The 22,055-nt window shown below is 71.1% G+C and carries 15 protein-coding genes; 8 read left to right on the forward strand and 7 right to left on the reverse strand.

Annotated features, from left to right (window positions below; translation table 11 throughout):
- Positions 1 to 102: 102 nt before the first annotated feature.
- Positions 103 to 1,017, forward strand: a complete 915-nt coding sequence (locus OV427_RS15100; RefSeq protein ID WP_267856807.1) for a LysR family transcriptional regulator — start codon at positions 103 to 105, stop codon at positions 1,015 to 1,017.
- Here the strand turns inward: OV427_RS15100 and OV427_RS15105 are convergent.
- Positions 1,014 to 1,625 carry a CGNR zinc finger domain-containing protein gene (locus tag OV427_RS15105; protein WP_267856808.1) on the reverse strand — a complete coding sequence of 204 codons (612 nt, stop codon included), beginning with the start codon at positions 1,623 to 1,625 and terminating at the stop codon, positions 1,014 to 1,016. The two genes, OV427_RS15100 and OV427_RS15105, sit on opposite strands and share 4 nt — an antisense overlap.
- A gap of 147 nt (positions 1,626 to 1,772) precedes the next feature.
- On the opposite strand from OV427_RS15105, the gene OV427_RS15110 reads away from it, so the two are divergent.
- The gene (locus OV427_RS15110) at positions 1,773 to 2,300 is read left to right on the forward strand and encodes a lipocalin-like domain-containing protein (RefSeq protein ID WP_267856809.1); all 528 of its coding nucleotides are present in this window, start codon (positions 1,773 to 1,775) and stop codon (positions 2,298 to 2,300) included.
- On the opposite strand, the gene OV427_RS15115 is transcribed toward OV427_RS15110, so the two are convergent.
- From OV427_RS15115 to OV427_RS15130, 4 genes are all read right to left on the reverse strand, one after another.
- Positions 2,286 to 2,897 carry a TetR/AcrR family transcriptional regulator gene (locus OV427_RS15115; protein WP_267856810.1) on the reverse strand — a complete coding sequence of 204 codons (612 nt, stop codon included), beginning with the start codon at positions 2,895 to 2,897 and terminating at the stop codon, positions 2,286 to 2,288. The two genes, OV427_RS15110 and OV427_RS15115, sit on opposite strands and share 15 nt — an antisense overlap.
- 10 nt (positions 2,898 to 2,907) lie before the next feature.
- A complete protein-coding gene (locus OV427_RS15120) occupies positions 2,908 to 5,700 on the reverse strand; it encodes a M20/M25/M40 family metallo-hydrolase (RefSeq protein ID WP_267856811.1) in 2,793 nt (930 codons plus the stop codon).
- Positions 5,701 to 5,802: 102 nt separating this feature from the next.
- The gene (locus OV427_RS15125; protein ID WP_267856812.1) at positions 5,803 to 6,162 is read right to left on the reverse strand and encodes a hypothetical protein; all 360 of its coding nucleotides are present in this window, start codon (positions 6,160 to 6,162) and stop codon (positions 5,803 to 5,805) included.
- Complete coding sequence (locus tag OV427_RS15130; protein ID WP_267856813.1) at positions 6,159 to 6,710, reverse strand: YaeQ family protein; 552 nt, start codon at positions 6,708 to 6,710, stop codon at positions 6,159 to 6,161. The genes OV427_RS15125 and OV427_RS15130 overlap by 4 nt, the downstream gene beginning before the upstream one ends.
- Positions 6,711 to 6,797: 87 nt before the next feature.
- Here OV427_RS15130 and OV427_RS15135 point away from each other — a divergent pair, with 87 nt between their 5' ends.
- From OV427_RS15135 to OV427_RS15145, 3 genes are all read left to right on the forward strand, one after another.
- Entirely contained in the window at positions 6,798 to 7,916 is a 1,119-nt protein-coding gene (locus OV427_RS15135; RefSeq protein ID WP_267856814.1) for a hypothetical protein, read from the forward strand.
- A gap of 168 nt (positions 7,917 to 8,084) precedes the next feature.
- Entirely contained in the window at positions 8,085 to 8,450 is a 366-nt protein-coding gene (locus OV427_RS15140) for a PilZ domain-containing protein (RefSeq protein WP_267856815.1), read from the forward strand.
- Positions 8,451 to 8,462: 12 nt separating this feature from the next.
- The gene (locus OV427_RS15145; protein WP_267856816.1) at positions 8,463 to 9,374 is read left to right on the forward strand and encodes a LysR substrate-binding domain-containing protein; all 912 of its coding nucleotides are present in this window, start codon (positions 8,463 to 8,465) and stop codon (positions 9,372 to 9,374) included.
- Positions 9,375 to 9,386: 12 nt separating this feature from the next.
- Here OV427_RS15145 and OV427_RS15150 read toward each other — a convergent pair whose 3' ends face one another.
- Both OV427_RS15150 and OV427_RS15155 read right to left on the reverse strand, forming a co-directional pair.
- Entirely contained in the window at positions 9,387 to 10,280 is an 894-nt protein-coding gene (locus OV427_RS15150) for a sigma factor-like helix-turn-helix DNA-binding protein (protein WP_267856817.1), read from the reverse strand.
- Positions 10,277 to 13,333 carry a serine/threonine-protein kinase gene (locus tag OV427_RS15155; protein ID WP_324289958.1) on the reverse strand — a complete coding sequence of 1,019 codons (3,057 nt, stop codon included), beginning with the start codon at positions 13,331 to 13,333 and terminating at the stop codon, positions 10,277 to 10,279. Before OV427_RS15155 ends, OV427_RS15150 begins: the two co-directional genes overlap by 4 nt.
- 189 nt (positions 13,334 to 13,522) lie before the next feature.
- On the opposite strand from OV427_RS15155, the gene OV427_RS15160 reads away from it, so the two are divergent.
- The 3 genes from OV427_RS15160 (at position 13,523) to OV427_RS15170 (ending at position 22,047) form a co-directional block, all read left to right on the forward strand.
- On the forward strand, positions 13,523 to 17,629 hold the full coding sequence (locus tag OV427_RS15160) for a hypothetical protein (RefSeq protein WP_267856819.1): 4,107 nt from the start codon (positions 13,523 to 13,525) through the stop codon (positions 17,627 to 17,629).
- Positions 17,630 to 17,709: 80 nt separating this feature from the next.
- Positions 17,710 to 18,555 carry an urease accessory protein UreD gene (locus OV427_RS15165; RefSeq protein ID WP_267856820.1) on the forward strand — a complete coding sequence of 282 codons (846 nt, stop codon included), beginning with the start codon at positions 17,710 to 17,712 and terminating at the stop codon, positions 18,553 to 18,555.
- Between the two features lie 102 nt (positions 18,556 to 18,657).
- A complete protein-coding gene (locus OV427_RS15170; RefSeq protein ID WP_267856821.1) occupies positions 18,658 to 22,047 on the forward strand; it encodes an Ig-like domain-containing protein in 3,390 nt (1,129 codons plus the stop codon).
- Positions 22,048 to 22,055: the final 8 nt, after the last annotated feature.

Genomic DNA, 22,055 nt, shown 5'->3' on the forward strand with positions numbered 1-22,055 from the left:
TGCGTGAAGGCCGCACGGCGGATATAGAGACGCGTCCCTTTCCTCAGTGGCGACACTTCGTTGACTCACTGCGGACAGGGAGGCACCAATCGGAGCAGCGCCATGACGGACCGACTCAGCGGAGTGCTCACCTTCGTCCAGGCCGCGGAGGCCGGCAGCTTCGCGCTCGCCGCCGAGCGCATGGGCCTGTCGCGCTCGGCCATCGGCAAGAGCATTGCCCGGCTGGAAGAGCGGCTGGGCACGCGCCTGTTCCAGCGCACCACGCGCAGCCAGAGCCTCACCGACGACGGACAGGCCTTCTATGAACGCTGCGTGCGCGCGCTGGCGGAATTGGAAGCCGCCGAGGCCGCGCTGGACTCCGGCCGCCGTGCCCCCACCGGCCGCCTGCGCGTGAGCATGCCCGTGCTGTTCGGCCGGCACTGCGCGGCGCCGCTGCTGTGGGAGCTGACTCGCGAGCACCCGGGACTGGAGGTGGAAATCTCCTTCAGCGACCGCGTGGTGGACCTCATCGAGGAGGGCTACGACATGGCCGTCCGCGTCGCGCCGCTCGCCGACACCGCCAACCTGACGGCGCGCCGGCTGGGAGTGCAGGAGATGGTGGTGTGCGCCTCACCGGCGTACCTCGCGAAGCACGGCAGCCCCCGGACGCTGGACGAGTTGGAGCGGCACGAGGCCGTCGTCTACGGCCGCAACGGCGTCTCCAAGCAGTGGTGCTTCCCGGACGGCCAGGGTGGCATGAGACAGGTGGCCGTGCCGTCCCGCCTGCGCCTCGACGACGTGGAGACCATCGCCGACGCCGCCGTGCAGGGCGCCGGGCTGGCGTGGCTGCCGTGCTGGCTCGTCGGAGAGCGCCTGCGCAAGAAGCAGCTCACCCTGGTGCTCCGAGACATGCCCCGCTACGGCAATGAAATCTTCGCCGTCTGGCCGCAGAACAAGCACCTGCCCTCGAAGGTGCGCACCGCCATCGACGTGCTGGTGGCGCACATCCCCGGGCGGCTGAGCGCGGTCCACCGTTAGCGGCCGTCCTCCCGCTGCCGGCGGCGGAACTCCTCCACCTTCGCCTTGTTGCCGCAGCCGGACATGGAGCACCAGCGCCGCTGGCCGGAGCGCGAGGTGTCCACGAAGAGCAGCGCGCAGCCCTCCCCTTCACAGTTGCGGATGCGCTCCGCGAGCGGGCCACCCAGCAGCTCCACACCGTCCCGCGCCACCGCCGCCAGCAGGGAGCGCACGCCACCGCTCGTCCAGGTGAGCCCCTCGGGACCCAGCTGCGGCGCCGGGGGAGGCTCCGCCGCCCACCGGTTCACCAGCGCCCGGTCCTTCGAGTCGAAGTCCTCTCCGCGCACGCACGCCCGCGCCAGCCGGTAGAGGGCCTCGCGCAGCTCACGCGCCTGATGCAACTCCTCGTCCGAGGGCCTCGGGTCCTTCGCCGCCAGCCCAGCGGCCACGAGCCAGCGGCCCAGGTCCCGCGGAGTCTCCAGCAAGTCCCGCGGCTCGGCCTTGAGCCGCGCGGCCAGCGACGCCGGCAGGTCCAGGGCCAGCCGGCCGGAGCGGAACTTGAACCCTTCCCGCAGCTCGCCTGTTGGCGCCACGTGCGGCTCCGGGGTGGGACGTTTCGAGCGTGCCATGTGCGTCACCAGCAAATCATGAAACCGGATTGACAGGTTACAGATTCCAGCCCATATCCACACCACGTAACCAGTCAATACGGTTACAAACTCCACCGACACCGTCCGCGCCATGGACGGCGGCGGGCCGCTCATGTGAGGAACCTCATGCACCTGTCCCGAAGCCTCACCCTCGCCGCCGTGTCCCTGCTGCTCCTGGCCGCCGCCCCTCGTGAGAAGGTGTCCACGAAGGAGCTCGCGGGGACGTGGACGCTCGTGCTCTGCGACAACGTGTATCCCGACGGCCGGCGCGTGCAGCTCTACGGCCCCCAGCCCCAGGGCCTGCTGATGTTCGACGGCCAGGGCCGCTACTCCCTCCACATCCTCCGCACGGGCCGCGCCCGCTTCGCGTCCAATGACAAGAGCCAGGGCACGCCGGACGAGTACAAGGCCACGGTGCAGGGGAGCAACTCGCACTTCGGCCGGTACACGGTGGATGGCGCGGAAGGCACCCTCACCTTCCACATCGACCACGCCTCGTTCCCGAACTGGGAGGGCACCGAGCAGCGGCGCGGCTTCACGCTCACCGGCGACGAGCTGACGTACACCGTCCCCGTCCCCACGAGCGGCGGCACGGCGGCCGTGGGCGAGGTAAAGTGGCGGCGCGCAAACCAGGCGCCCTCACCGGCGCCGTAGGTAGCGCAGCAGCAGGGTGACGAGCTCCTCGGTGAGCGCTCCGCTCGCGAGGTCCTGGGGACGCTCGATGACGCCCCGGTGGATGACGGCATGCGAGACGGTGTCCACCATCCACAGGGCCCGCTCCAGGTCCTCGACGCCCACGGCGAGGCGCTCGAACAGCTTGCGCGCCTCGGCGAGCACGGGGTCCTCCTCCGGCTGACCCACTCGCGAGACGCGGGCCGGCAGCTCCTCCGTGAGCGCATGGTGGAGCTTCGGGTTCACCGCGTGCGCCGCGACGCCCATGGAGACGAGCGCGCGTACCGTCGCCTCCAGCCCCTCCCCTCGCAGCTCCGTCATGGCCTCTCGCATGGCCACCTGCTGCGCGTCCACGTGGCGGCGGCGCACCTCCGCCACGAGCGCCTCCTTGCCGGGGAAGAACTGGTACAGCGACGCGATGTTGACCCCGGCGCGCTCGGCCACGCGATTGGTGGTCAGCTTCTCGTAGCCGTCGCGCACCAGGAGGTCCGCGGTCGCCTGCACCAGCGCGTCCACCGTGGCGCGGGAGCGCTCCTGGGTGGGCGTCTTCCGCGGCGCGAGCTTCGTCCTGCGCGGCATGGCGCCTCCCTCAGCGAGGCCGCTTGCTCTCCTGGAACGTCACCTCCAGCGGCACTTCCTTCCCGTCGCGGAGGACCACGGCCCGCACCGTCTCGCCGGGCTTGGAGGTGTTGAGCACGAACATCAAATCCTCCACGCCACCAATCACGCTCTTGCCGAGCCGCACGAGGATGTCGCCCCGCTTCATGCCCGCCTGGTCCGCCGCGCCCCCGGCCCGCACGCCCGCGAGCAACATGCCCTTCTGCCCCTCCGGCGGGCCCGCGTAGTCCGGCACGGTGCCGAGCGAGGCGTTGAAGCTGCGCATGTCTCCCCGCGGCGCCGGGGACGGCACCTTCCGGTAGGTGAGCGCCGTCTTCCCGTCCAGCGACAGCGCCACGGTGGAGACGATGCGAGCCACCCGCTCCGTGCCCGCGACGTTGAGGGTGTCCACCGTGTCCGAGGGCTTGTGGTAGTCCGAGTGCGCCCCCGTGAAGAAGTGCAGCACCGGGACGCCGGCCGCGTAGAACGGCGAGTGGTCGCTCGGGCCATAGCCGTCGCCACTGGGCGAGCAGGGCACGCGGGCCTGCTCACAGGCGGCGGAGATGAGCGGCCCCCACTCCCCGGCCGACTCGGCTCCCAGCACCGTCAGCCCGCCCGAGCGCAGCCGGCCCACCATGTCCAGGTTGAGCATGGCCGCGATGTCCTTCATCCCCGCGTCGCCGCGCTGCCGCGTGAAGTACGTGGACCCGAGCACGCCCGTCTCCTCGCCGGAGAAGGCCACGAAGAACACGTCGCGCTGGAGCTTCGTGCGCTGCTCCGCGAGGGTGCGCGCGATTTCGAGCAGGCCCGCGACGCCAGAGGCGTTGTCGTCCGCTCCACCATGCGGCTCGTGCCGGTCCGGCGCGAGCGAGAAGCGTCCGCCCAGGCCCAGGTGGTCGTAGTGCGCGCCAATCACGATGGCGCCGGGCAGCTTCCCCTCTCCCGCCGACAGCAGGCCCACGACGTTGAAGGCGTCGCGCTTCTCGAAGTCGAGCCGCGTCTCGACGCGGGCCTCGACGCGCTTGCCCCGCGTCAGCGCGTCCATCAGCGGCGCCAGGGCCGCGCGCTTCACCACCACCACGGGGATGCCAGCGTCACCGTGGCCCTCGGGCGACAGGCCGGGCAGCGACGCCTCGGACGGCAACTGCCAGTCCTTCTGGGGCGGCGTGGGGGCCTCGGGCCAGTCGACGACGAGGAGCGCCTTCGCGCCTCGCTGCGCGGCGACCCACGCCTTGTAGCGCAGGTCCCCGAAGCGCCGCTGCTTGTCGGTGTCGGAGAACGTGGCCGTGTCCGGCACGAAGCGCCGCACCACCACGAGCTTCCCCTTCACCGACTGCTTCGCGTAGTCGTCCACCTTCAGCGACGGCTCGACGATGCCGTAGCCGGCGAACACCAGCGGCCCCTGCGCCACGCCCTGCGCGGAGAACCCGAGCACCGTGTACGCGTCCGCCGGCACCTGCGTCCCGCCGAGCGTCACCTGTGTGCCCGCACCCGGCTTCACCGCCGTCGTCACCGGGAACACCTGGCGGAACGTGCCGCCGTCCCCCGCGGGCGAAAGGCCGAGCGACTGGAAACGCTGCTCGATGTGCTGGCCCGCCGCCTCCAGTCCGGTGGTGCCGATGCCGCGCCCCTCACGCTCCGGGGCCGCGAGGAAGGTGACGTCCTGCTTGATGCGGTCCGTGGCCGTCGCCTCGGTGACGGGCTTCGCGTCGTCCACCCAGCGCGCGAGGAAGAGGTTGGTGTCGCTCTTCCCGGGCGCGGTGGCGCGGTTGCTGGAGAACGCCAGCCACTTCCCGTCGGGGGAGAACATGGGGAAGCCGTCGAAGCCGGGGGCGTGGGTGATGCGCTCCAGGTTGGAGCCGTCGACGTCCACCGCCCAGATGTCGAACTCGCGGCCCTTCGGGTCGCCGTAGTTGGACGAGAAGAGGATGCGCCGCCCGTTGGGGTGGAAGAACGGCGCGAAGGAGGCGGCGTTGAGCCACGTAATCTGCTTCGCTTCCGAGCCGTCCGCGTTGGCCACGTACAGCTCCAGCTTCGTGGGCCGCACCAGCCCCCGGGCCAGCAGACCCTGGTAGTCCTCCAGTTCCTTGCCCGCGTGCGGGCGCGAGGCGCGCCAGACAATCTTCGTGCAGTCCGCGTTGAAGAACGCGCCACCGTCATAGCCGGGCGTATTCGTGAGCCGCCGGACGTTCTTCCCGTCCCGGTCCATGCGGTACAGCTCCAGGTCTCCATCCCGCACGGAGGTGAAGATGATGGAGCCGTCCTTCGCGCAGACGGTGCCCTCCGCGTCGTAGCCCTTCGTCTCCGTCAGCCGGGCCAGCTCGCCCGTGCCGTCCGCGCGCGTCTTGAAGATGTCGTAGGTGTCGTAGAGCGCCCAGACGTAGCCCATGGAGTGGTCCGGGCGCGGCGGGCACGCCTCGCCGCCCAGGTGCGTGGAGGCGTAGATGAGCTCCTGGTCTCCCGGCAGGAAGTGCGAGCACGTCGTCGCGCCCTGCCCGCTCGACACCGGTGTCACCGTGGGCTTCGCGCCCGCCGGGTCGATGGCCATGCGGTAGATGCGGTCACACCCCATCCCCTCGTGCCGGGCCTGGAGGGAGAGCTGCGTGCCGTCGAAGGACCAGTAGGCCTCCGCGTTCTCTCCCCCGAAGGTGAGCTGGCGCAGGTCGGCCAGCCGAACCTCCTGGGGAAGCGGCGACGAGGTGGCCACGGGCTCCACGGTGGGCACGGAGCTCGGCGGCGTGGCGCAGGCAACGAGGACGAGACAGGGCAGGAGGCAACGCTTCATGGGGCAGACCATCGCAAAGCCCCCCGCACAGCTCAATCCTTTGCCTGCGCAACCCGATTGCATCCATGTGGGGGGAGCTGGCACCCGGCTCCGTCGCGCGCCCTACCCGCCTTCCACGTCGAGCAGCGCCGCGAGGAACAATGAATAGGTCAGCTCCGCGACGGGCCGCTTCTCGCGGCGGGCCTGGGTGCGCAGCGCCTTGGGCAGGGAGCACGGCCTGCCGCGCTCACCCTCGCGGAGCTGCACATAGCCCCGCTCGGAGTACCCGAGCACCTGCCAGCCCCGCTGACGGAGCGCCTGGCTCAGGTCATCGGTGAGCTGATGGTGGAGAGCCCTCGCCGTCTTGTGCAGGCCGAAGATGTCGCTGGACCAGCCACCCTCCTCCTCGCGCCAGCCGCGCGAGCGCAGGTAGTGGGCCTTCCGGGCGAGCGAGAGCCCTCCGACGTGGCGCTCGAGCTTCACGGAGTGGAGCGGGTGAGCGGACCGTCGAAGCTCTGCCCCTCGCACTCGACATAGGCGTGGTCGCCGACGAAGGTCACCGACAGCTTGATGCGCCGCGAGTCGAACTGGGAGAGCTCGCGCAGCAGGTCCGCATCCACCGCGACGAGCTCCGCCCTGGAGACGCGTGCCGCCTTCGCCTCTCGCGCCTCGGCGAGGAAGGCCTCCATGCGCTGGGTGGACTCGAACACCACGGCGACCTTCGCGTGCGGGTTCTGGTCCACGGCGCGCTGGACCTTCAGCGGGTCCGCCTTCCCCACGCGCACCCAGCGGGTGACGAGGCCCGTGTAGTCGCGGCATTCGATGTCCGGAGAGTCGGGCTCGGCCAGGCCCTTGCCGAAGGCCAGCCGCTCCTCCCACAGCCAGCAGAACGCGAGCACCCGCAGCCACGCGCGCTGCATCGTCTCCGACGGGTGGCGCGCGAGCTTGATGACCAGCGTGGGCTGGTCAATCGAGCGGTCGACGTGACTCAGGGCGACCTGGAAGTCGTACAGCGTCGGAACGAGGGTCATCAGGGCGTGCGGTATAGCCCATCCCCCGGGTTGTCGGTGTGCGGCCGCCTGGACGAGACTGCCGGCCGTCCACACCCTGGAGGCCACATGGGAATCGCCGAGCGCAAGGCCGCGAAGCAGTTCGAGGAGACGCACTACCCGAAGCTGAAGAAGGACGTCGACGCCGCCGCCCGCTTCGACGTGCCGGTGGAGGTGGACTGGACGAGCCTCGCCGTCGAGGGCTACGAGCACCTCTACGAGGAGACGTGGCCCAAGGTCTTCTTCGCCCCGCTCATCGGCGCACTGCGCGCCATCAGCCAGGATGACCTCGGGCGCGAGTCGCTCCAGGGCTCGCTCAAGCGCGTCGTCATCCGCAACAGCGCCGGCAACTCCTCCGCCTCCAGCGTGGCCAGCTTCCGGGACGGCGTGCTCACGCTGGACCACGAGCCCGCCACCAACGTGGACGAGGTGGAGGACCGGCAGCAGGCCATCCAGAAGGCGCTGGAGGCCGCGCCCGAGCTGCCCAACGTCTACAGTGCGAAGGACCCGCTGCGCGCCTTCCTCGACTGGGACGCGAAGGGCCTGGACGCGACGCTGCAGGCGGTGCTCCGCATCACCTGGCGCCAGCAGGCCGGCATCCCCCTGGTGCTCCCGCGCATCGGCCTCTCCCTGCGCAGCGGGCGCGCCGCGTCCGGCTTCGTCCGGGAGATTCTGGAGGACCGCCGCGAAGGCCGCGCCGTGCTCCTCCACGTGCCCGCCGAGAGCGGCACCCCCTACGAAGGAGCCATCGTCATCCCCGTGGGAACCATCGAGTCCATCTCCATCCTCGACGTCCCCGCCTTCGGCGCGCTGAAGCGCGACTCGGTGCCCGTCCCCTCGCTGCTCCAGCTCCGCCGCCAGCTCGCCGCCGTGGAGGCCCGCGTGCGCGCCGCCACCGAGACGTCCGTCACCCTAGGCCTCGCGTCCGGCGTCGACGCCACCAGCGCGGAGGAGCTGCGGGCGCTCGGCTTCCTGGCGGAGCGCGCCCGCGAGGTGCTGGAGGCGCTGGTGAAGGACGACCTCGGCCGCTCCACCCTGCGCGAGAAGGTGAAGCGCATCCAGCTGCGCACCGACAAGCACGCCTCCGTGGCGTTCGCCGACGGGACACTGGAGCTGGTGACGGGGCGCCGCCCCGTGGACTGGCACACCCGCGCGGAGCTGGAGAAGGCCGTCGAGGCCGCCCTCTGAGCAGTCAGGCAGGCCCGGGTTCGAGCCACCGTCGTCAGCTCGGACCCAGGGTGGCCTGGCTGAAACGTTGCAGCGGATTTCCTTGCAGGTGTGGGAATCCCCTATGCTCGTCCAGGTTGTCCGGGAGGTGCGCCGGGCACCCCCCGGAGAAGGCGTATGAGGCACAGCGTGAGCGAGACCAACTCCCCGTCAGACCGCCGCCGCTTCCCCCGACTCGCGGCGCCACTGTATGCACGCCCGGCACGGCTGAGGCGCGTGGACTGGCAGCAGGTGCTGGACGCCAGCCTCGGCGGTGTGCGCATCTACTCCGACGAGGAGTTCAGCGCGAAAATCCCCCTGGAGCTGGACCTGTTCCTCAAGGACGGCACGACGCTGAGCTGCGTGGCGCGCGTGGCATGGACGAAGAAGCTCCCCGTCGACGCGGTGGCCCGCTTCGAGGTGGGCCTCGCCTTCACCGAGGCGTCGCCCGCGATGCTGGACCAGCTCAAGACGGTGCTCGTCCCCGAGGAAGAGGGCAGCCCGGACTCGCCGTAGCAGGCTGGGGCCATGAACCTCGCGCCCCACCCCTTCACGCTGCGACAGCTCCAGTACGTGGTCGCGGTGGCGGACTCGCTGAGCTTCCGGAAGGCGGCGGAACGCTGCCACGTGTCCCAGCCGTCGCTGAGCGCCCAGATTGCCCAGCTCGAGGGCGTGCTGGGGGTGCAGCTGTTCGAGAGAGACCAGCGCCGCGTGTTGTTGACCGCCGTGGGGACGGAGCTGGCCGAGCGTGCGAGGCGGCTGCTGGTGGACGTGGAGGCCCTCACCGAAGCGGCCCGGCGGGCGGGAGACCCGCTCAGCGGCACCCTGCGGCTGGGCATCATCCCCACCGTGTCGCCCTACCTGCTGCCGGCGGTGACGCCCGCGCTGCGCAAGCACTTCCCCCGGCTCACCGTGCGCTGGCTGGAGGACAAGACGGAGGCACTGACACGCGAGCTGGAGCGGGGCGGGCTGGACGCCGCGCTCGTCGCGCTGGAGACCGGGCTGGGTGACGTGGAGTCAGCGGTGCTCGCGGAGGACCCGTTCTTCCTCGTGACGCCGAAGGACCACCCGCTGGGCCAGAAGAAGGGCGAGGCCTCTCCATCGGAACTCCGCGGACAGGACGTGCTGCTCCTGGACGAGGGGCACTGCTTCCGGGAGCAGGCGCTCGCCCTGTGCTCCAAGGCGCGCGCACATGAATTGGAGTTCCGCGCGACGAGCCTTCCCACGCTGACGCAGATGATTGCCTCGGGCGCGGGCGTCACCCTGCTGCCGTCGCTGGCGGTGGCCACCGAGGTGAAGCGCTCGGAGCTGCGGGTGCGCCCCTTCGCGGACCCGGCCCCCAAGCGGACGCTGGCCCTCATCTGGAGGAAGCGCTCGCCCTTCACGGGCGCGCTCAAAGAGGTGGCCGGGGCCATGAGGGACGCGTGGCCCCGGAAGTAGCGCGTCCGGCCCTCAGCCCAGCAGGCGGTTGAGGCTCAAGTCGAGCCGGCTGCGCACCAGGCCCAGCAGGCTCTCCAGCTCCGAGCCCTCCAGCCGCATCCGCGCGGCCAGCTCCGCGCGGGTGAGTTTCAGCAACCGCTCGCGCGCGTGCGCCACCTGGCGCTGCAGGCCGGAGCGCGACTCGCCATACAGCGCGGAGAGCCGGTCCATGGTGAAGCCGTGGAGGTGGTGCAGTCGCAGGAGCGCGCGCTCGCGCTCGGGGAGGGACGCGAGCACCTTGCGCAGCACCTCGACGAGCAGCTCGCGCGAGTCCTTGCGCACCATCTCGTGCTCCGGGTCCCCGGTGGAAAGCATCCGCGCGAAGGCTTCCGGGGGCTCGTCGAAGAGCTCCTCGCGCCCGTCCCGGTGCGCCAGTTCGCCAGCGATGCGCGAAGCGGTGATGCGCACCCAGGCCACGAGCGGGCCCCGGCCTGAGTAGTCCGCGACTTTCGGAGGCGCCTCGCCACGGCCCATCAGCAGCCGGGCGCGAAGCACCTGGAGCACCTCGTCCACGGTGGCGCGCGGCAGGGCGCCCAGCTTCGGGGGCACCTTCTGGAGGACGTGCTGGTCGAAGGCACGCAGGGCCTGCGGGTTGCCCTCGGCGCAGGCGCACGCGAGATACAGGTCCGCGCCGTGCAACTGGCGCAGCACGTCCGCCGTCGCCTCGGCGGGCAGGTGCCGGGCCACGTGGCGCAGGAAGGACTCCACCGGGAGCATCACCGTGGGCCACGCGGCCCGGGCCGCCGCGAGGTGCTCGTTCAGCAGGGCGTCCAGGCCCTCCACGGCCGCCACCTGCGCGCGGCGCTCCAGCGGGACGTACGCGCGGAGCAATTCGGCGAGGGAGTCGGGTTCCGGGGTGTCACTCATTGCAATCCCTCACGTCGCTGCCAGGCCACGACCTTCTCCAGCTCCGGGCGGGCCATGAGGCCCAGGGCCTTGAAGCGACTCCGGGCCTCCTCGGCCAGGGCGGCCGCGCGGGCGCGGTCCGGAGGTTTCAGCGCCCACAGCGTCCTGGCCAGGACGAAGGTGAACCAGGCCGTGTCCATGCCCTCGAAGGAGGAGGTGCCCAGGCGCACGCGGGCGCGCTCGACGAGCGACAGGGCCTTCTCGGGCTCGCCCAGCAGGAGCCAGGCCTCGCCCATGCAGCCCCCGTCCCTGGCGACGTCCAGGGAGTCCGCGCCCCCGGCGCGCTCGTGCATCGTCAGGGCGCGCTGGCAGCGCGCGAGCGCCTGTCGTGGCGCGCCCGTACGCATGTCCACCGACGCCAGCTGCACGAGCACCGTCCCCCCCAGGTCGCTGTCGGCGCCCTGGCCCTTCTCCACGAGGGCCTGCAACCGGAGGAGGTCGCGTCGCGCGTCCTCGAAGCGCCCCACCCGGACGTAGGTATTGGAGCGGTGGAGCAGCACCGTCGCGATGCGCGGCGAGTCCGGCCCCAGGGCGCGCTCGAAGCAGGCCAGGGACTCGCGGTAGAGCCCGAGGGCTTCCTCGATGTGGTCCGCGTCGCTGACGAGCCGCCCCAGGTTCGACAGCGCCACGGCCGTCTGGGGGTGGTCCAGGCCATGTTTCTGCCTGGCGAGGTCGAGCGCCCGCCGCAGGAGCGCCGTTGCCTCTTCAGTCTGGCCCAGGATCCGCAGTCGCAGGCCCAGGTTGGCGAGCAGGGCCGAGCGTGCCTGCTCCGGCGCCCCGGAGGCCTCGTGGACGGCGATGGCCCGCCGCTGGGTGGCGATGGACTCGTCCGCCTTGCCCAGGGCCGCATAGATGTTGGAGAGGCCGTTGAGGCAGGTGGCGAGCATCTGGTGGTCCTTCCCCAGGTGGTGCTCGTACAGCGCGAGCGCCTGAAGCTGCAGCTCCAGCGCCTCCGGGTACTTCCCCACATGGTAACGGGCACTGCCGAGCCCGGAGAGGAACCGGGCCATGCGCAGGCTGTCCGGGGCGTAGGCCCTGCGCGCCAGCTCCAACCCCCGCGTGATTTCCACCTCCGCCTCGACGTACTTCCCCTGCCCCATCAGCACCAGGGTCAGCCGATGATGCAGGTCCGCGGCGATGCCCGGGAAGCGCTCGCGCCCCAGGCGGTCCACCGCGGCCTGGGCGTGCTGGACGATGCGCTCCACGTCCGCGGCGCGCGCGAGGTCCACGCCCACCACAAAGATGAGCGAGTTCCACGCGCGCGCCGCCGTCTCGTCGTCGCGCCCGGCCTCGGCGGCGAAGACGGCCTTGTAGAGGGTGTCCTGCGCCTCCTTCGGCTTGCCGCTCAACTCCTGGAGCTCGCCATGGGCGAGCAGCACCTCTGCTTCGAGCGGCTTGTAATCCAGGCCCTGGAGGTCCCCGAGGAGGGTGGACGTGAGCCCGAGCCCCTCGCCGTACCGCCCCGCGACGCGCAAGGCCTCGACGTCCGCCAGCCTGCGCCGGATTACGTCCACGCGAGGACGGAGCGCGTCCGGCGGCTGCGGACGGGTGGACAGCTCCGGAGCATCCCGGCACCCTCCCAGCCCCTCGAGCGACGCGGTGAGCTGCCCCGCGTTGCGCACCGTCTGCGTGTCCGCCTTCTTCAGCACGTCGGTGACGGCGGCGAGCTGCCACAGCCGGGCATCGAGACAGGCAGCCATCTGCCACGCGTTGCTCGCGGGCTGCTCGTGGGACATGACACAGGCCTCGGTGCGCAGCTCGCGCCACTGCGAGGCGTGTGCGTCCAGCATCCCGGCCACCTTCTCCCAGACCTCGGCCGCGGCCGGCACGCCCGTGGCGAGGAAGGCCGCGCGTGCCTGCTCCCGCCGCGCGCTCCCCCACGCGCCCTCGAGCTTCTCCGTTTCCTGCGCGCAGCGCGTCTCGGTCCGGTGCGCCACCGAGTACGCCACGCCAGCGCCCAGAAGGCAGGCCGCACCGGCCAGCGCCGCCACCCGGGTCCATACACGCCGCGGCGGCGGAGCGAGCGCCGCCAGCAGCGGCTCCATGGACGGGTGGCGCTCCTCGGGACGCGGCAGCAGTCCGCGCAGCACCGCGCGCCGCACCCAGGCGGGCACCTTCGCGCCAGGGCTCGCCGGGCGCACGCGGCCCTCCAGCGCGGCGCGGGCCACCTCCTCCAGGCTGCCGCCCTCGAAGGGGCGCACGCCGTAGAGGGCCTCATGCAAGGCGACGCAGAAGCTGAACTGGTCCGACAGCGCGTCTGCCCGCCGGCCGCCGAGCAACTCCGGGGCCATGTACGCGGGCGTGCCCAGCAGGGCGCCCGTCCGCGTGAGGGGACTGGCCGTGGACGCGGCAGGGCCGGGCTCCGACCCGGGGGCGGCCCCCTGTCCCCGGTTGAGTGGACGCGCCATGCCGAAGTCCGTCACCCGCACCCGGCCGTCCCGCCCGACGAGGACGTTGGCGGGCTTGAAGTCGCGGTGCACGAGGCCCGCCGCGTGCGCCGCCGCCAGCCCGCGTCCGGCCTCGCTGAAGATGCGCAGCACCTCCTTCCAGGAGCGCGGCTGCTTCAACCACTCCGCGAGCGTGACGCCGTCCACCAGCTCCATGGCCAGGAAGACGCAGTCGCCATGGGTGCCCACGTCGAACACGGAGACGACATTGGCGTGGGAGAGGCGGGCCAGCGCCTGGGCCTCCAGCACCAGCCTCAGCCGCAACTCCTCCACCTGACGTCCCTCGGGGCGCAGCACCTTGAGGGCCACCTGGCGGTCCAGCTCCGGGTCATAGGCCGCGTACACCACGCCCATGGCCCCGGCGCCGATGCGCTCCAGCACCACGTACCGCGACAGCGTGGCGCCGCGCTCCAGCGGCGCGGCGGACACGTCCGGATCCGCCTTCGAGAAGATGGGGTCATCCCCCGCCGCGGCCAGGGCCCGCTGACAGTCGGTGCAACCCTCGAGGTGCGAGAGGACTCCGGCCCGCTGCTCGGGTGGCAGCAACCCCGCCAGCAGGTCGCTCAACGTCGTCTCGGCCGGGCACTCCGTCATACCGTGGCAAGCGTACCAGGATTCCCGGAGGGCCCCGCCCGACGGTTGCGCGACGGAGGTGACAGGGGGACGCGAAGATTTCTGGGACGGCGATACGGACGGTGGCTCCTCATGTGTGGAGCCCCCCGACGTCATTGTTTTGCATGTCCCCGAGGATTCGCCATGACCTCCATCAACCCGAACTCGTTCACCGCCGCCGCAGAAATCCAGCGCCGCGCGCGAGAGGCGGCCGAGGCTGCCGCACGACAGGCCGCCGAGGCCGCCCGCCGGGCCGCGGAGGCCCAGGCGAAGCTGGCCGAGCAGGCGACGAAGGGGCAACAGCCCCAGCCGTCGCGCTCCGGGTTCCAGGCCGGGGTGAAGCCGAAGGGGCCCGAGCTCTCCGCGGACCCCACGCCGCCGGCCAGCTCGCTGCTCACCGAGGACGTGCGCGACGGCCGGGCCAACTGCCTGGACCAGGCGGCGGACTGGCTGGACCTGGCGTCGCCGGAGATTCGCGCACGCTCGGAGATGGTCTTCCTGAAGGACAGCCGCCCGGGCGTGGAGGGTGAGTCGGGCCACGTCGTCATCCGCCAGGGCAACGGCGTCTTCGACCCGGCCTCGCGCAAGAGCTACGCGTCGATGGACGCGTACCTGAAGGACCAGCCCCACTATCAGCCGGTGGGCACGCTGAAGGCCGGCGCGGCGAAGCGCATCTTCGACACGCCTCCCGGGAGCCCCGCTCGCGCGGACGCGCTGGTGAAGGAGAAGGTGTCCCCCGAGCTGCAGCGAATGATGGTGGCGGATGCCGCGCCGCCTCCCGCCGAGCAGAAGCCGTCGTACACCCAGGAGCAGGCCACGAAGGACGCCGCCGCTCTTCACGACGCGATGGAGGGAGGCGTCACCGGCTGGGGCACCGACGAGGAGAAAGTCCACAAGACGCTGGCGGGCAAGACGCCCGAGCAGATTGAAACGCTCCGCAAGACGTACAAGGACCAGTACGGGAAGGACCTGGACAAGCTCATCCGCAAGGAGATGAGCGGCGCCGACCTCAAGAAGGCGGAGGCCCTGCTCAAAGGTGACGGCGCGAAGAGCGACGCGGTGGCCATCCAGGCGGAGCTGGACGGGACGTTCGGCTCGTCGGAGGAAATCCTCAAGACGCTGGAGAAGAAGTCCCCCGAGGAGCGGCACGCCATCGCCGAGAAGTACGCGGAGCTGAAGGGCGGCGCTCCGGCGGGCCAGTCGCCCGAGGACTTCATGCTGTCGAAGCTTGAGAAGGAGCTCGACAAGGACGAGATGGCGCGGGCGCGCAACCTGCTCGGCGTCAGCCAGGCGAAGACGCCCGAGGAGGCCGCGAAGCTGGAGGCCCAGGCCATCAAGGACGGCCTGCGCGAGGACATCAGCGGCCTGGGCACCGACGAGGACCGCATCTTCCAGCGACTGGAGAAGGCCACGCCCGAGCAGCGCGCCATCCTGCTCCAGGACCAGGCCCTGCTGAAGGACCTGAAGGGCGACCTGTCGAAGGAGGAGTACGACCGGGCCATGGGCCTGCTCCAGGGCAACAGCGCCCAGGCGGACACCGCGCGCCTTCGCGACTCCATGGATGGCGTCTTCGGCGCGGACGAGAAGGCCGTGCGCGGCGTGCTGGAGGGCAAGACGCCCGAGCAGCTGGACGCCATCAAGGCCGAGTACCAGAAGCAGACGGGCAAATCGTTGGAGAGCGAGGTGCGCAAGTGGGGCGGCGCGGACGCGGAGGTGACACTGCGGCTGCTCAACCCGCCGAAGGAAGGCGACACGAAGGCACAGGCGGAGGCCTCCGCCGAGCGACTCCACCTGGCCATGGACGGCGCGGGCACGGACGAGGACGCGCTGCGGAACGAGCTGCAGGGCAAGTCCAAGGCCGAGCTGGACACCATCACCGCGGCGTACAAGGAGAAGTACGGCAAGGACCTGCGCAAGGAGCTGGACTCCGAGCTGGATGGCCGCGAGCAGCTCGAGCTGCTCGAGCAGATGTATGACCTGGGCGCGGTCGACGCGAACGACCCGAATGCCAACGCGGAGCGCGTACGGCGGCTTCGCGAGCAGCAGGCGAACGAGAAGGGCTTCGGCACGTGGGTGCTCGACAACACGCAGCGGGCCATCAAGGGCGAGTCGGACAACGACCGGCTGGACCGCAACCTGGAGCGGGCGGACACGGCGATTGCGACGGGTGACACGGAGCGGGCCACTGCGCTCACCGGGTATGCGACGGAGGACGTGAAGGCGCTTCAGGCGAGCAAGGACTCGCTGGCGGAGGGCGCGGCGACGGCAGCGGTCATCGTCGTCACGGGCGCGGCGGTGATTGCCACCGGAGGCGCGGCGGCGCCGCTGGCGCTCGCGGGGTACGCGGCGCTGGGCGCGGGCACGCGGGCGGCGACGTACGCGGCCTTCCAGGGTGGCGCGGCCGGAGCGCAGGACCTGGGGCGGCAGGCGCTGATTGGCGCGGCGGAGGGCGCGACGGCCGTCATCCCCGTGGGCCGAGGTGCGAGCGCGCTGACGTCCGGAGCACGCGCGGGTGGCACCACCCTGGCGAAGGAGGGGGCCGCGACGGGAGCCCGGACGGGAGCCACCACCGTGGCGAAGGAGGCGGGCACCACCGCCGCGAAGGAAGCAGGCACCACCGCCGCGAAGGAAGCAGGCACCACCGCCGCGAAGGAAGCAGGCACCACCGCCGCGAAGGAGGCGGGCACCACCGCCGCGAAGCAGACGGCGGGCAGCAGCATCAAGCAGGCCGCGAAGGAAGGGGTGAAGGAGGGCGCGGCGGGAGGCGCGGCCGGCGGGGTGATGGACGCGGCCACGCGCAGCGAGACCTGGGACAACGGCGTGATGAATGCCCTGGGAGACATCGCCACCCGCGCGGTGGTGGATGGCACCATCGGCGCGGTGGCCGGTGGCCTCACCGGGGCGGGCCTCGCGGGCGGTCTCCACCTGGCAAAGGGAGCCCGGAGGTCGGGCAGCGAGGCCACGAGCCGGGCGGATGGGAGCAGGGATGGAGCGCCTGAAGCGCTTCAAGCCGACGGCATGCCTGCCAGAAGGAAGGCGGCGTCGGAAGGCAGCAACCCACCCTCCGTGTCGAACAGCACCGACGCGAGCGGCCCCACCCGAGCCGGGCCCGCGGCTCGCACCGCGCAGGCGCGCGCGAAGCTCGACAAGCAGCTCGAGGGCCTCTCCCCCGAGGCACAGGCCGCCGTGAAGGCGAGGCTCGCCCGGGAGCCGGTGGCCGCGGACGCCATCCACGACATCATGTCGCAGCCCTCCTGGTCCAGGCTCTCGCCGTCCCAGCGGGAAGGACTGTGCAAGGTCATCGCGGAGACGACTCCGCGCGGGCTCCGGGACCTCAAGCTGCTGGCGAGGGACGCGAACCGGCTGACCACTCCGGACAGCCAGGGCAGGGCGCTGGTGGACAACCTCACGGACCTGGCCACCCAGGCCCAGCACCCCAGCCTGGCGAAGGCGAACATCGGCCGGGGGGAGCTGCTGGAGTCCGTCCTCGGCGACGTGGCCGCGCCCCAGCGAATCCATCAGGGCCAGGTGAACAGCTGCCAGGTCGCCACGCTCCAGCGGGAGCTGGCGGCGAGAGACCCGTCGGAATACGTGCGCCTGATGAAGGGGCTGACCTCCACCTCGGGCACGGTGAAGATGCGCGGGGGCGCGGAGCTGAAGCTGGAGCAGTCGCTGTTCGACCGCGCCAAGTTCCAGCAGCCGCCCTCCGGCCTGACGCCCCAGCAGCAGCGCGCCAACATCTACCGGACGCGGCGGCTCCCCTACGAAGAGGACCTGCGCACGCCGTCCGAGGGCATCTTCCAGAGCTCCACCCTCCAGCGTGCGACCGGCGAGAACACGTACGACGCGCGCGCCGACCGATGGCGGGACAGCCAGGGCGAGTGGCAGCAGGGACTCGCGCCCAAGGAGACGGCGGAGCTGGCGAGCCAGCTCTACGGGCGGCCCTATCGCTTCGTCACGTCCGATACCAACATCGCCGTGGTGCGTGCTCGCATGGGCAGGCTGGGCGAGAATCCCAACCCTCCGTACCTGGCCCACCTTCGCGCCTCCCCCGAGCCCGGAGGCATGGGCCACGTGATGAGCATCTCCCGCTTCGAGAACGGCAGGGTCTACTTCTCCAACCCCTGGGGCCCCATGGAACCGGATACGACCTTCGGGCAGTTCGTGCAGGAAAACCCGGGCAAGGGTGAGTGGTCCATCGACGAAGCCATCTTCAAGGACTACCTGAAGGGCATCTCTGCCCCCGCGTGACGCGCGAAGGCGGGCTTCCACACCGCGATGAAGCCATGACAGGCGTTGTGTGCCGGCCGTGCGTGCCGCAGGCTCGCCCCATGGATGCCCCCACTTCCACGGAAGCGCCCTCCCGCACCGGACGCGCCGGCTTCGCGCGGCTCGCCTTCGAGCGCGCGGGGCCGCGCACCGTGGTGCGCACCGCGCTCGCCCACAGTCCGCTGCGGCTGCTCACCCCGCGCAACCACGGCCATGCCGCGTGGGCGTACACCAGCTCGCTGGGCGGCGGGCTGGTGGACGGGGACCATGTCTCGTTGGAGGTGGACGTGGCACCGGGCGCCTCCGCGCTCGTGTCCACCCAGGGCGCCAACCGCGTCTACCGCTCTCCCAACGGCTGCCGCAGCGAGCTCACCGCCCGCGTGGAGGAAGGTGCGCTGCTCGCCGTGGTGCCGGACCCCACGGTGTGCTTCACCGGCGCGCGGTATGCGCAGGCGTTCGACCTGCACCTGCACTCCAGCGCCTCGCTCGTCTTCGTGGACCTCGTCACCTCCGGCCGTGACGCCAGCGGCGAGCGCTGGGCCTTCACGCACTACACATCCACACTGCGAGTCCGCGTGGACGGCCGCGCCCGCGTGGACGAGCGCTGGCTGCTGGACCCGGCACACGGGCCCCTGCCCGAGCGCCTGGGCCGCTTCAACGCGCTGGCCTCCGTGCTCCTCCTGGGCCCGGCGCTGGCCTCCGCCCGCGAGTCGCTCTCCACCCAGCTCGCCGCGCTGCCCGTGTCCTCCCGCGCGGCGCTGATTCCCTCCGTCAGTCCGCTCGGCACCGACGGCCTGCTGCTGCGCGCCGCCGCCGTCTCCGTGGAGGAATTGCTGCGCGCCACCCGCGCCTGGCTGTCCTTCCTGCCGACCCTGCTGGGCGACGACCCGTGGGCGCGGCGCGTGTAGGCGCCAGACGCGGCGCGGCAGGGAACTTTTTCTCCCTCCCCACGACAATGCGGGGCCTGCTCGCACGGCAAGGTGCGGGCCGGAATAGAGGGGGAAGTTCAAATGCGAAGCATTCTCTGGATGTGGACGGCACTCGTGTGCCTGGCGGTGGGGTGCGAGCCCACTCAGGGGGACTCACAGGAGCCACTGGAATCAACGCCCCGGGCCCGCGCGGAGCAACTGGCCGTGGAGCGCGGCTTCGACCTGCGCGAGGCGACGCTGGTGGAGAAGCCCGGGGGGACGGGGCTGCGCCATCAACTGCAACTGCGGGGCGTGCCCGTCTGGGGCCTGGAGGCGAAGACGGCGCAGGGCCAGACGCACTTCACCAACGCCCGGCTGGCGCCCGGCGTGCGCGCCGAGACGAAGCCCCGGGTGACGCAGGAGCAGGCGGTACAGGCCGCCCTGGAGCGGCTGGCGGACGCTTCCGCGCAACTGACCGGCGCCCAGCTCGTGCTGCTGCCCCAGGAGGAGCGCCGACGCAGGGCGGATGCCCCACCCGCGACCGTCGCGCTCCCCAATGCCGCGCACTACGAGCGGGTGGTGACGGGCTTCACGCTCGTCTACCGGCTGGAGCTGTCCACGCGTGACCCGGACCTCCCAGTCGAGACGCCGTGGATTGCTGACGTGGACGCCCTGTCGGGGCAGGTGCTGAAGCTGACCCCGCTCCGGTTCGATGCGGGCGATTTCCGGACCGTCACCGGGTACGGCCTCAACTCCGGGACCCATTCGTTCCTCACCTTCTACGACTCGAGCGAGCAGCTGTACGAGCTCCGGGACACGCACGGGAACATCTTCAAGAGCACCTCGTCCGACTCCGACATCTACTTCAGCTACACCCCGAGGTTCGGCGACGGGAAGGTGTTCACCACCAGCAACGAACCGGACAGCGTGAACGGGGAGACCGCGGCGGTGGACGCGTTCTACGCCGTGAACATGACGTGGACCTTCTTCAACACCATCCTCAAGCGCGACGGGCCCAACGGGCGCGGCAGGCCCATGCCCGTCCGGCTCCACCTCCCCGACGCCAACGCGTACTACTCCCCCAGTCCCACCAAGCCGCAGCTCCTGGTGGGCTATACTTGGCTCATCACCTTCCCCATGAAGCCGTACCGCGTCCCCCTGACGGCGACCGACATCATCGCCCACGAGCTCGGGCATGACTTCTTCTGGTCGGAGCTCTCTTCGGACGGGATGGCCTCGGACCTCAGCAATACCGAGCTGAACGGCATCAGCGAGGGCACGGGGGACATCATCGGATTCCTCACCGAGCTCACCCGGGATGCCATCAGGGGCGGACGCCAGCCCAGCTACATCGACCAGATGGTGCCCCAGACCTCCAACTACACCCTTGGCGAGCAGGTCGGGCAGGTCTCCCGCAACCTCCTCATCCCCACCTACAACGAGTGGTACGACGGCATCGGCAGGCAGGACGAGCACAAGTCCTCCGGCCCCATCTCGCTGATGTTCCTGCGGCTCGCGTACGGCTGTGAGCCCATGCCCTCCTCGGGGAGCTGGACGGAGAAGAACTGCCCGCGAATTCCCGAGGGCTTCGCCGGCATCGGTCCCGTGCGCGCGGCGCGCATCTGGGCGCTGACGCTGGCGAACATGCCCATGGGCGCGGACTACCTCCAGACCCGGGAGCTGGCCCTCGAGGTGGCGCGCCAGGAGGACAGCGTGACCGGAGAGCAGCAGCGCAAGGCGGTGGCCTACGCCTTCGCGGCCATCGCCGTGGGCGGCCGGCCCGACGAGGACCCTCCGCGGACGACGCTGTCCTGCCAGCAGGTGGCCCTCGACATCCGGTGCACCGGTAGCGTCACCGACGCCGGGCAGATTCCCGGCGAGCCCCTGCGGCCCGCCCAGCTTTCCGTGCTGGGCACCTCGCTGAAGAACTCGCTGCTGGACTGGCAGTTCACGCAGACGTTCCCCGGCACGTCGCTCTCCACCGCGAGCTACGTCATCCAGCTGAAGGCCTGGGACGGCTGGAACAACGTGGCCACCCGGACCGTCACCGTCGCCTTCGACAAGACGGGGCCGCAGGCCACGCTGTCCCGCCTGGGCACCCCCAAGCAGCCCCTGCTCAGCGTCACGGCCACCGACCCCTCGGGCATCCTCAAGGTCGAGTTCCTCGAAGGCACCCAGCTGCTGGCCACGGTGCTCACCCCGCCCTACGACAAGACCTTCGACACCTCCACCTGGAGCGACGGCACCCACGCCATGGTCGCGAAGGTGTATGACTCGTTCAACAACGTCACCGTCCTCAACCACGCGCTGCTGGTGGACAACACCCGGCCGGTGGTGACAATGACCGTGGGCGGCGGCACCACCCCGCCCTTCCCCGTCAACGCCACCGCGACGGATGCCTCGGCGCTGGTCCGCGCGGACTTCAAGGTGGACGGGCTCGTCTTCGCCACCCGCACCACGGGCTCTCCCTACTCGGCGACGTACTCGCCGGTGGACCCGCTGCCCCACAACCTCACCGTGGAGGTGACGGACTCCTTCGGGAACAAGGGCACCGCCACCGTGGCCGCGCCGCTCGACAAGGCGCCTCCCGCCGTGACGTTCAGCGCCCAGCAGGGCTACACCGGCACCATGACGCTCACCGTCGGCACGTCCGACACCTGCGGCGTCCAGTACCCGTATGCCCTGTACGTGGACGGCACCCTCGTGGGCCAGCCCACCACGCCCGGCTACGTCGTGGTCATGGCCGCCGAGGCGGTATCCGTCGGAGTGCACGCCTTCCAGGCCCTGGTCCGGGACAACTGCGGCAACCTGACCCAGTTCCAGACGACCTTCAGCAAGGTCTACACGCCCCCCGGCATCTCCTCCATCGCCCGCGACGACACCCAGCCGAAGAAGCCGAAGTTCACCGTGCAGTGCAACGACTTCGACGGCGTGCACCACGTGGAGATGCGGGAGAACGGCGCGGTCCTGCAGTCGGACAGCACGCCGCCCTACGAGTTCGTGGTGGACACCACCACGCGGGCGGACAGGGACTACTCGATGCTGTTCCAGTGCTTCGACGTCTACGGGGCCTGGAGCCCACCGGAGTCCCGGACAGTGACCGCCGACAACACCGCGCCCGTCATCCAGGGCTTCACCATGTACGGCTCCGGCCACTCGTACCAGGTGGCCGTCTCCACCATCAGCGACCCTCGGGGGCTGAAGACTGTCGTCCTCCGGGGAGGGCTCGGCATCGACCCCACGTTCAGGACCACGCTGACGCAGCCCCCCTGGTTCTACAACCTCCTCTTCGCCGCGAGCCTGGACCTGAACACGAGCTACGCGGTCTGGGTCGATGCCACGGACAAGTGGGGCAACCTGCGGACCGACATGTACTTCTGTCCCCTGGACACGGACACCACCCAGAATGCGTACCTGCCTTGCACGCTCTACAGCTCCCAGACCCAGAGCTCCCAGCTCCAGGCCTACGTTCCGTTGAGCTGGGGTGGGTGAGGCGCTGG

The sequence above is a fragment of the Pyxidicoccus sp. MSG2 genome (assembly GCF_026626705.1).
In the GTDB taxonomy this organism is placed as follows: Bacteria; Myxococcota; Myxococcia; order Myxococcales; family Myxococcaceae; genus Myxococcus.

What these genes read in the sequence shown, in the direction of transcription:
- OV427_RS15165 (WP_267856820.1), top strand. Translation starts at nt 17,710, where the DNA reads ATGGATGCCCCCACTTCCACGGAAGCGCCCTCCCGCACCGGACGCGCC.
- OV427_RS15115 (WP_267856810.1), bottom strand. Translation starts at nt 2,897, where the DNA reads ATGCCGCGCAGGACGAAGCTCGCGCCGCGGAAGACGCCCACCCAGGAG.
- OV427_RS15170 (WP_267856821.1), top strand. Translation starts at nt 18,658, where the DNA reads ATGCGAAGCATTCTCTGGATGTGGACGGCACTCGTGTGCCTGGCGGTG.
- OV427_RS15105 (WP_267856808.1), bottom strand. Translation starts at nt 1,625, where the DNA reads ATGGCACGCTCGAAACGTCCCACCCCGGAGCCGCACGTGGCGCCAACA.
- OV427_RS15160 (WP_267856819.1), top strand. Translation starts at nt 13,523, where the DNA reads ATGACCTCCATCAACCCGAACTCGTTCACCGCCGCCGCAGAAATCCAG.
- OV427_RS15150 (WP_267856817.1), bottom strand. Translation starts at nt 10,280, where the DNA reads ATGAGTGACACCCCGGAACCCGACTCCCTCGCCGAATTGCTCCGCGCG.
- OV427_RS15145 (WP_267856816.1), top strand. Translation starts at nt 8,463, where the DNA reads ATGAACCTCGCGCCCCACCCCTTCACGCTGCGACAGCTCCAGTACGTG.
- OV427_RS15120 (WP_267856811.1), bottom strand. Translation starts at nt 5,700, where the DNA reads ATGAAGCGTTGCCTCCTGCCCTGTCTCGTCCTCGTTGCCTGCGCCACG.
- OV427_RS15110 (WP_267856809.1), top strand. Translation starts at nt 1,773, where the DNA reads ATGCACCTGTCCCGAAGCCTCACCCTCGCCGCCGTGTCCCTGCTGCTC.
- OV427_RS15130 (WP_267856813.1), bottom strand. Translation starts at nt 6,710, where the DNA reads ATGACCCTCGTTCCGACGCTGTACGACTTCCAGGTCGCCCTGAGTCAC.
- OV427_RS15100 (WP_267856807.1), top strand. Translation starts at nt 103, where the DNA reads ATGACGGACCGACTCAGCGGAGTGCTCACCTTCGTCCAGGCCGCGGAG.
- OV427_RS15135 (WP_267856814.1), top strand. Translation starts at nt 6,798, where the DNA reads ATGGGAATCGCCGAGCGCAAGGCCGCGAAGCAGTTCGAGGAGACGCAC.